Annotated in this window: 8 protein-coding genes; 2 read left to right on the top strand and 6 right to left on the bottom strand. The window is 66.5% G+C overall.

Annotated elements, in window-relative coordinates; genetic code table 11:
* Positions 1 to 156: 156 nt before the first annotated feature.
* The 5 genes from M2299_RS14370 to ahpC form a co-directional block, all read right to left on the bottom strand.
* Positions 157 to 1,113 carry a transaldolase gene (locus tag M2299_RS14370; protein ID WP_032977493.1) on the bottom strand — a complete coding sequence of 319 codons (957 nt, stop codon included), beginning with the start codon at positions 1,111 to 1,113 and terminating at the stop codon, positions 157 to 159.
* 58 nt (positions 1,114 to 1,171) lie between these two features.
* The gene (gene rnk / locus M2299_RS14365) at positions 1,172 to 1,576 is read right to left on the bottom strand and encodes a nucleoside diphosphate kinase regulator (protein WP_025877946.1); all 405 of its coding nucleotides are present in this window, start codon (positions 1,574 to 1,576) and stop codon (positions 1,172 to 1,174) included.
* A gap of 123 nt (positions 1,577 to 1,699) precedes the next feature.
* Positions 1,700 to 2,665 (bottom strand): LysR substrate-binding domain-containing protein, encoded by a 966-nt coding sequence (locus M2299_RS14360; protein ID WP_025877947.1) that lies wholly within the window; start codon positions 2,663 to 2,665, stop codon positions 1,700 to 1,702.
* 80 nt (positions 2,666 to 2,745) lie between these two features.
* Complete coding sequence (gene ahpF, locus M2299_RS14355) at positions 2,746 to 4,338, bottom strand: alkyl hydroperoxide reductase subunit F (protein ID WP_033830402.1); 1,593 nt, start codon at positions 4,336 to 4,338, stop codon at positions 2,746 to 2,748.
* A 214-nt stretch (positions 4,339 to 4,552) separates the two neighbouring features.
* Positions 4,553 to 5,116 carry an alkyl hydroperoxide reductase subunit C gene (ahpC, locus tag M2299_RS14350; RefSeq protein WP_025877950.1) on the bottom strand — a complete coding sequence of 188 codons (564 nt, stop codon included), beginning with the start codon at positions 5,114 to 5,116 and terminating at the stop codon, positions 4,553 to 4,555.
* A gap of 306 nt (positions 5,117 to 5,422) precedes the next feature.
* Here ahpC and prmC point away from each other — a divergent pair, with 306 nt between their 5' ends.
* Both prmC and pip read left to right on the top strand, forming a co-directional pair.
* Entirely contained in the window at positions 5,423 to 6,280 is an 858-nt protein-coding gene (prmC, locus tag M2299_RS14345; RefSeq protein ID WP_280884567.1) for a peptide chain release factor N(5)-glutamine methyltransferase, read from the top strand.
* A gap of 49 nt (positions 6,281 to 6,329) precedes the next feature.
* Positions 6,330 to 7,271, top strand: coding sequence for a prolyl aminopeptidase (gene pip, locus M2299_RS14340; RefSeq protein ID WP_100435837.1), 942 nt, complete (start codon positions 6,330 to 6,332; stop codon positions 7,269 to 7,271).
* A gap of 181 nt (positions 7,272 to 7,452) precedes the next feature.
* Here pip and M2299_RS14335 read toward each other — a convergent pair whose 3' ends face one another.
* Complete coding sequence (locus M2299_RS14335; RefSeq protein WP_280884568.1) at positions 7,453 to 8,337, bottom strand: LysR family transcriptional regulator; 885 nt, start codon at positions 8,335 to 8,337, stop codon at positions 7,453 to 7,455.
* Positions 8,338 to 8,413: the final 76 nt, after the last annotated feature.

Genomic DNA, 8,413 nt, shown 5'->3' with positions numbered 1-8,413 from the left:
CGCGGGGGTGTCCGCCGCATGGATGCGGCGGACAAGCCTCCAGGGACGGATTCACGGCGTCCCCCGCGAACCCAACCCGCCCGACCCAGCGCGGCTGTTGCTTCATGCAGTTCGCGACCAAGCCCCCGCCACGAGGGGCTCAGCCGTTGGCTGGAATCACAGTTCCGAGCGAATGCGCTCGCGCAGCGCCTGCAGATCCTTGGCAAACGCATCGATACCGGTCGCCAGCTTCTCGGTCGCCATCGGATCGGCCGCCAGGTCGGCTGCGAACTTCGCCGCGTCGATCGGCGTCACCTGCACCGCTTCAGCGGCACCGGCCACCAGCTTGCGCGGCAGCGCGCCGTGGTCGGCGTCGAGCTTCTCCAGCAGGTCCGGCGAAATGGTCAGGCGGTCGCAGCCGGCCAGCGCTTCGATCTGCGCGGTCGAGCGGAACGAGGCGCCCATCACCACGGTCGGCGAACCGCGGCGCTTGAATTCGGCATACACCCCACGCACGAACACCACGCCCGGGTCCTCGTCGATGTTCGCCGGGGTCTGGCCGTTGGCCACGTACCAGTCCAGGATGCGGCCGACGAACGGCGAGATCAGGAACGCACCGGCTTCGCTGCAGGCCAGCGCCTGGGTGGGGTTGAAGATCAGGGTCAGGTTGCAGTCGATGCCTTCGGCCTGCAGCACGCGCGCGGCTTCCACGCCTTCCCAGGTCGCAGCGATCTTGATCAGGATCTTCTCGCGCGGCACGCCGGCATCGGCATACATCTGGATGAATTGACGGGCCTTGGCCACGGTCGCGGCGGTGTCGTGGGCCTGGTCGGCATCCACTTCGGTGGAGACGCGGCCCGGCACCAGCGTGCTCAGCAGCGCACCGACGCCGATGGTCAGGCGGTCGGCCACGGCGTGCACCACGGCCTCGCGGTCGCCGCCCTGCTGGCGGCCCCAGGCCAGTTCGCGTTCGATCAGTTCCGCATAGACCGGCAGGTCCAGCGCCTTCTTCACCAGGGTCGGATTGGTGGTGCAGTCCACCGGCTGCAGGCGCTTGATCGCCTCGTAGTCACCGGTATCGGCAACGACCACGGACAGTTCGCGCAGCTGGGACAGTTTGGACGGGGTACTCATTACGGCTCCTGGTGCGGGGATTGCAGGGAAACTGATCGCGCGCGGTTCGCAGCGCAGGTCAGGGACGGTCGTTGTGGACCGCGCTCACGCGCAGCCGCAGCTTGCGGCCGCCCGGGGCGGTCCAGTCGATGCTCTGGCCAACGGCCAGGCCAAGCAGGGCGCTGCCGACGGGCGCCAGCACGGACACCTTGCCTTCATCGACATTGGCTTCGCGGGGGAAGACCAGGGTCAGGACATGCTTCTCGCCCGACACTTCATCTTCGCACTCCACGCGCGAATGCATCATGACGATGCCTTCGGGAATCTGGTCTGGCGGCAACACGGTTGCGCGGTTGAGCTCGTCGGCAAGCGTGCGCGCGGCCGGCGTCTGGCTGTGTGCCGGGGATTCGAGCATGGCGTCCAGGCGGTCCATGTCAAGGGTGGAAACAGTGATCGACGGCGGAAGGCCGCTGGCGGTGTTCATGGTGACGCTCCTTGGTTGAAAGCCATGCAAAAGGCGGCACCTGCTGGCGCCGCCTGACTGTATTGTGGGGACAAATGCGGCTGGAATCGACTCCCGCCGGTTTCGATGCCCGGCTGCGGTGTCTCAGCCGTTCAGCACCGGCGTGGGCGGGGTGGCAGCATCGCCGCTTGGCGGGGCCAGCGCCTCCAGCGTGAACAGCGCATCGGGCAGGCGCTTGAACTGCTCGGCCAGCTCCATCAGGAACTCGTTCATTGCCGAGCTGCGCCGCCAGATCATGGCAATGCGACGGCTGGGACGGCCCTCGCCGACGAAGTCGAGCAGGCGGATGTTGTTCGAGCGCGGCACCGGCGGCTGTACCGACAGGCTGGGCAGCAGGGTGATGCCCACGTCGGCGGCGACCATCTGTCGCAGCGTTTCCAGGCTGGTAGCGCGGAATTCGGATTTTTCGTTGGCGCCGAACAGGCGACAGACTTCCAGCGCCTGGTCACGCAGGCAGTGGCCGTCTTCCAGCAGCAGCAGCTTCTGCGTGGCCAGTTCCTGTACGTCCAGATGCTCGCGGGTGGCCAGCGGGTGGCGGCCGGATACGGCCAGCAGGAACGGTTCCTCGAACAGGAATTCGGCGTGCAGCTGGTCGTCGATCACCGGCAGTGCCAACAGCGCGGCGTCGAGCCTGCCTTCGCGCAGGCGCTCCAGCAGTACATCGCTCTTTTCCTCCACCAGCAGCAGTTCCAGCTCGGGGAAGCGCGTGCGGATGCGCGGAATCACGTGCGGCAACAGGTAGGGGCCCAGGGTGGGGAAGATCCCCAGGCGCACCGTGCCCGCTTCGGGATCGCGGCTGCGTCGCGCCGCTTCCTTCAGCTGCTCCACTTCGGCCACGATCACCCGTGCCCGCGCGGCCGCTTCGTGGCCGGCGGGGGTCAACATCACCTTGCGCGGTGCGCGTTCCACCAGCGGCAGGCCCAGTTCCTCTTCCAGCTTGCGGATCTGGGTCGACAGCGTGGGCTGGCTGACGAAGCAGGAGGCGGCGGCCCGGCCGAAGTGCTTGTGATCGGCCAGGGCCACCAGGTATTTCAGGTCACGCAGGTTCATCCTCAGACCTCTCGGGGTACTGCACCGGCAGGGCGTACCCAGCCGGTTGATGGTGCTCCCGATGGCCTGGGAACGTTGGATCAGGCCGCTTCGGCCACCGCACCGCTGCTCTTGGGAACCGAGGAGCGGATCAGGTGATCGAAAGCGCTCAGTGCGGCGGTCGAACCGGCGCCCATCGCAATGATGATCTGCTTGTAGGGTACCGTCGTGCAATCGCCCGCGGCGAACACACCCGGCAGATTGGTCTGCCCGCGGTCATCGATGACGATCTCGCCACGCGGCGAAAGGGCTACGGTGTCCTTCAGCCATTCGGTGTTCGGCAGCAGGCCGATCTGCACGAAGATGCCTTCCAGTTCGACGCGATGGGAGTCGCCGCCGACACGGTCCTTGTAGACCAGGCCGGTGACGCGGCTGCCGTCGCCCAGCACTTCGGTGGTCTGCGCGCTGGTCAGCACGGTGACATTGGCCAGGCTGCGCAGCTTCTTCTGCAGCACTTCGTCGGCACGCAGGCTGGAATCGAACTCCAGCAGGGTCACATGCGACACGATGCCGGCCAGGTCGATGGCCGCTTCAACGCCGGAATTGCCGCCACCGATCACCGCCACGCGCTTGCCCTTGAACAGCGGGCCGTCGCAGTGCGGGCAGTACGCCACGCCCTTGTTGCGGTACTGGTCTTCGCCGGGCACGTTCATCTGCCGCCAGCGCGCGCCGGTGGACAGGATCACCGAGCGCGACTTCAACACCGCGCCGTTTTCCAGCTGCACCTGCACCAGGCCGTCTTCGCCGGCGGGCACCAGCGCACTGGCGCGCTGCAGGTCCATGATGTCGACTTCATACTCGCGCACATGCTGTTCCAGCGCCGTGGCCAGCTTTGGGCCTTCGGTCTCCTTCACCGAAATGAAGTTCTCGATCGCCATGGTGTCCAGCACCTGGCCACCGAAACGCTCGGCGGCGATGCCGGTACGGATGCCCTTGCGCGCGGCATAGATCGCCGCAGCAGCGCCGGCCGGGCCACCACCGACCACCAGCACGTCGAAGGCGTCCTTGGCGGCGATCTTCTCGGCATCGCGCTTGCTGGCGTTGGTGTCCAGCTTGGCCACGATCTGCTCCAGGGTCATGCGGCCCTGGTCGAACACCGCGCCGTTGAGGTAGACGGTCGGCACCGACATGATCTCGCGCTGCTCGACTTCCTCCTGGAACAGCGCGCCGTCGATGGCCACGTGCTGGATGCGCGGGTTGAGCACCGCGGCCAGGTTCAGTGCCTGCACCACGTCCGGGCAGTTCTGGCAGGACAGCGAGAAATAGGTTTCAAACCGGTAGTCGCCTTCCAGGTTCTGCACCTGCTCGATCAGCTCGGCAGTGGCCTTGGACGGATGCCCGCCGACCTGCAGCAGGGCCAGCACCAGCGAAGTGAACTCGTGGCCCATCGGCAGGCCGGCGAAGGTCAGGTGGATGTCCTGGCCCGGCGTGCCCAGGTCGAAGGACGGCACGCGGCCCTGGCCGTCGCGCAGCACCTGCAGCGAGATCTTGTCCGACAGGCTTTCCAGGGTCTGCAGCAGTTCCAGCATCTCCTGCGACTTGGCACCGTCGTCGGCATGCGCGGTGATCTGGATCGGGCGGGTCACGCGCTCCAGATAGGTCTTCAGCTGCGACTGCAGGTTGGCGTCCAACATGGTCTTCTCCTGGCTTCAGGCAAAACGGGGGCGTGGCACCGCTGTAGAAGGTAGCGGACCAGCGAGGGGGTAGGGGTGAACCCAAGAGGGCAGCGCGGACCTGTGGAAGGGGCGATGCGGGCGCGGCCGTCTTGGGTTCACCCCCACGCCGGCGATGTGGCCGGCACGGGGATGGGCGCGCCGCAGCGTGGGGCTGCGGCAGGCCGGTGCTGCTTTAGATCTTGCCGACCAGGTCCAGCGACGGGGTCAGGGTCTTCTCGCCTTCCTTCCACTTGGCCGGGCAGACCTGGTTCGGGTTGGCGGCGGTGAACTGGGCAGCCTTCAGCTTGCGCAGGGTCTCGGAGACGTCACGGGCGATCTCGTTGGAGTGGATCTCCAGGGTCTTGATCACGCCTTCCGGGTTGATGATGAAGGTGCCGCGCAGGGCCAGGCCTTCTTCTTCGATGTGCACGCCGAAGGCGCGGGTCAGCTGGTGGGTCGGGTCGCCGACCAGCGGGAACTGGGCCTTGCCCACGGCCGGCGAGGTTTCGTGCCAGACCTTGTGCGAGAAGTGGGTGTCGGTGGTGACGATGTAGACCTCGGCGCCGGCCTTCTTGAACTCGGCGTAATGGTCAGCGGCGTCTTCGATCTCGGTCGGGCAGTTGAAGGTGAAGGCTGCCGGCATGAAGATCAGGACCGACCACTGGCCCTTCAGGGTGCTGTCGGAGACCTTGATGAACTCGCCATTCAGGTAAGCGTTGGCTTCGAACGGCTGGATCTGGGTGTTGATCAGGGACATCGTTTTTCCTCTGGGTGAAGGGGAGTGGGTGAATCGACAGGACCTAGGTTACTGGTTCCATTTCGATAAGGATAATGCATTGATTACATCTATTTGATAGATGCAGTCTATTGATGTGCGCTGAGCCGGCAATGAATCAGGCCACCTGCATCCTGTAACCCGCTGTATGACAAGGGAAATCATCAGCGGCTGCGGAAACCGGTCGATAGGTCTCTCATATCCCACGGCAGCGAATCCCGCCCCAGCGAACCTGAACGGTATCCAGACTCTACAATTGCGGGCCCACCGCCCGCGCCAGTGCCTGCCATGCCCGCCGATTTCGAACCGTCCCTGCGCCAGGTCGTGGCCGACGCCAGCGGCCGCCTGGGGGGCGTAGAGGCCCGTCATGAAGCGGAGCTGCTGCTGCTGCATGTGCTGCAGCGATCGCGCAGCTGGTTGTTCGCGCACGCCACCGATCCACTGCCCGCCGCCGAGCAGGCCGCGTTCGAGGCCTTGCTGGGCCGGCGCCTGGCTGGCGAGCCTGTGGCCTACCTGACCGGCCGTCGTGGTTTCTGGACCCTCGATCTGGAAGTCGACCCCGCCACCCTGATTCCGCGCCCGGAAACCGAACTGCTGGTGGAACTGGCGCTGGAGCGCCTGCCGCCGGACCGTGCACTGCGGTTGGCCGATCTTGGCACCGGCAGCGGCGCCATCGCCCTGGCCCTGGCCAGCGAACGACCGCAGGCGCAGGTGCTGGCCACCGACGCCAGTTCCGCTGCGCTGGCGGTGGCGGCCCGCAACGCCGCGCGCCACGAGCTGGGCAACGTGCGTTTTTCTGAAGGTGGTCACGACTGGTACGCGCCGCTGCACGGTGAACGCTTCGACCTGATCGCCAGCAATCCTCCCTATATCGCCAGCGACGACCCGCACCTGCAACAGGGCGACCTGCGCTTCGAGCCGGCCACGGCACTGGCCTCGGGCCTCGATGGGCTGGATGACATCCGTCGCATCATCGTCGGCGGCGGCGACTACCTGCAGCCCGGCGGCTGGCTGCTGATCGAGCACGGCTGGGACCAGGGCGATGCCATCGGCGCGCTGTTCGAGCAGGCCGGCTACATCGACGTGCAGACCGTGCAGGACCTGGAGCAGCGCGACCGGGTCACCCTGGGCCGGCGACCGGCCTAGAATGGGGGTTCTCCTGCCAAGGGCAGGGCACCACCACGGAGCTGCAAGCATGCGTACGCTGTACCCCGCCATCACCCCTTACGACGTCGGCACCCTGAAGGTCGACGACCGCCACACGCTGTACTTCGAACAGTGCGGCAACCCGGACGGCAAGCCGGTGGTGATGCTGCATGGTGGGCCCGGCGGCGGCTGCAGCGACAAGATGCGCCAGTTCCACGACCCGGCCAAGTACCGCATCATCCTGTTCGACCAGCGCGGTGCCGGTCGTTCCACCCCGCACGCCGATCTGGTGGACAACACCACCTGGGACCTGGTGGCCGACATCGAGAAGCTGCGCGAGCACCTCAAGCTCGATCGCTGGCAGGTGTTCGGTGGCAGCTGGGGCTCGACCCTGGCGTTGGCCTATGCGCAGACCCATCCGCAGCGCGTGACCGAACTGGTGCTGCGCGGCATCTTCATGCTGCGCCGCTGGGAGCTGGAATGGTTCTACCAGGAAGGCGCCAACCGCCTGTTCCCGGATGCGTGGGAGCACTACCTCAAGCCGATTCCGGCGGTGGAACGCCACGACCTGATTTCCGCCTTCCATCGCCGCCTGACCAGCGAAGACGAAGCAACGCGCCTGGACGCGGCCAAAGCCTGGGCAGTGTGGGAGGGCGCGACCAGCTTCCTGCACGTGGACGACGACTTCATCAACAGCCATGAAGACCCGCACTTCGCGCTGGCGTTTGCCCGCATCGAGAACCACTACTTCGTCAACGGCGGTTTCTTCGAAGTGGAAGACCAGCTGCTGCGCGACGCGCACCGCATCGCCGACATCCCGGGCGTGATCGTGCACGGCCGTTACGACGTGGTCTGCCCGCTGGCCAACGCCTGGGACCTGACCAAGGTGTGGCCGAAGGCGAAGCTGGAGATCACCCCGGCCTCGGGGCATTCGGCGTTCGAAGCAGAGAACGTCGACGCGCTGGTGCGTGCCACCGATAGTTTCGCCTGATCGGGCCGTGGTAGTGCCGGCCGCTGGCCGGCAACGCCTTACCGGTAGCGCCGGGCCATGCCCGGCGGCTTTTGCGTTGAAACGTTCATCCACGCATGGCGTGGATCTACTACGGCCCGGTAGCGCCGGGCCATGCCCGGCGGCTTTTGCGTTGAAACGCTCATCCACGCATGGCGTGGATCTACCAATCCCCGGCCAACAACGCTTCGGCCAGCACCTGCAGTTTCGGTGAGTGCTGGCGCGAGGGCGGGTAGACCAACGACAGCGCGCGGCTGCGGCCTTCAAACGGCTGCAGCACGCGCTGCAGGCGGCCATCGGCCAACGCGTCGGCCACCGCGAAATCCATCACCTGCACGATGCCGATGCCCGCAATCGCTGCCTCCACCAGCGGGTCGCCGCAGTCGAACACCATCCGCGTCGGCGGCGTGACCTCGCGCAGCTGCCCGTCCTGCAGGAACTGCCAGTCCACCAGCCGGCCGCTGCGCAGGTTGCGCACCGCCAGGCAGGCATGGTTCTGCAATGCCGCCACATCGGCCGGCTCACCCTGCGCGGCCAGGTAGGCCGGGCTGGCCACGGTCACCCAGCGCAGTGGCTGCAACGGACGCGCCACCATGCGCTGGTCGGCGATGGTGCCGGTGCGCAGGGCGGCGTCGAAGCCTTCCTCCACCAGATCCACCAGGCGGTCGCTGAGCACCGCTTCCACCTGCAGCTGCGGATGCTGCTGCAGCAACGGTCCCAGCAACGGCACCAGCACCTTGCGCCCGAACATCGACGGAGCGCTGATCTTCAACGTGCCCGATGGCGTGCAGGGGCGGTCGGCCAGCAGCCGCTCGGCGTCTTCCATCCCGCACAGCAACGGTCCCACCTGCTCGACGAACTGCTGACCATCCGGGGTCAGCGCGACATTGCGCGTATTCCGCTGCAGCAGCTTTACCCCCAGCGAGGCTTCCAGCCGGCCGATCGCGCGTGACAGCCCGGACTGGCTCAAGCCGAGCTGGCCGGCGGCGACGGTGAAGCTGCGCGCCTCAGCCACCTGCACCAGCATGCGCACCGCGTTGAGGTCCATCGAGGATCCATTCATGCGGAAAATCATGACAGAAATCGCGCTGAGGGGGTTTATTGATTCAGCTGCATCAATGAGA

Origin of the sequence: Stenotrophomonas sp. 1278, assembly GCF_029892765.1 — a bacterium.
GTDB classification, from domain to species: domain Bacteria; phylum Pseudomonadota; class Gammaproteobacteria; order Xanthomonadales; family Xanthomonadaceae; genus Stenotrophomonas; species Stenotrophomonas indicatrix.
This window is presented reverse-complemented; position numbering and strand designations above follow the sequence as displayed.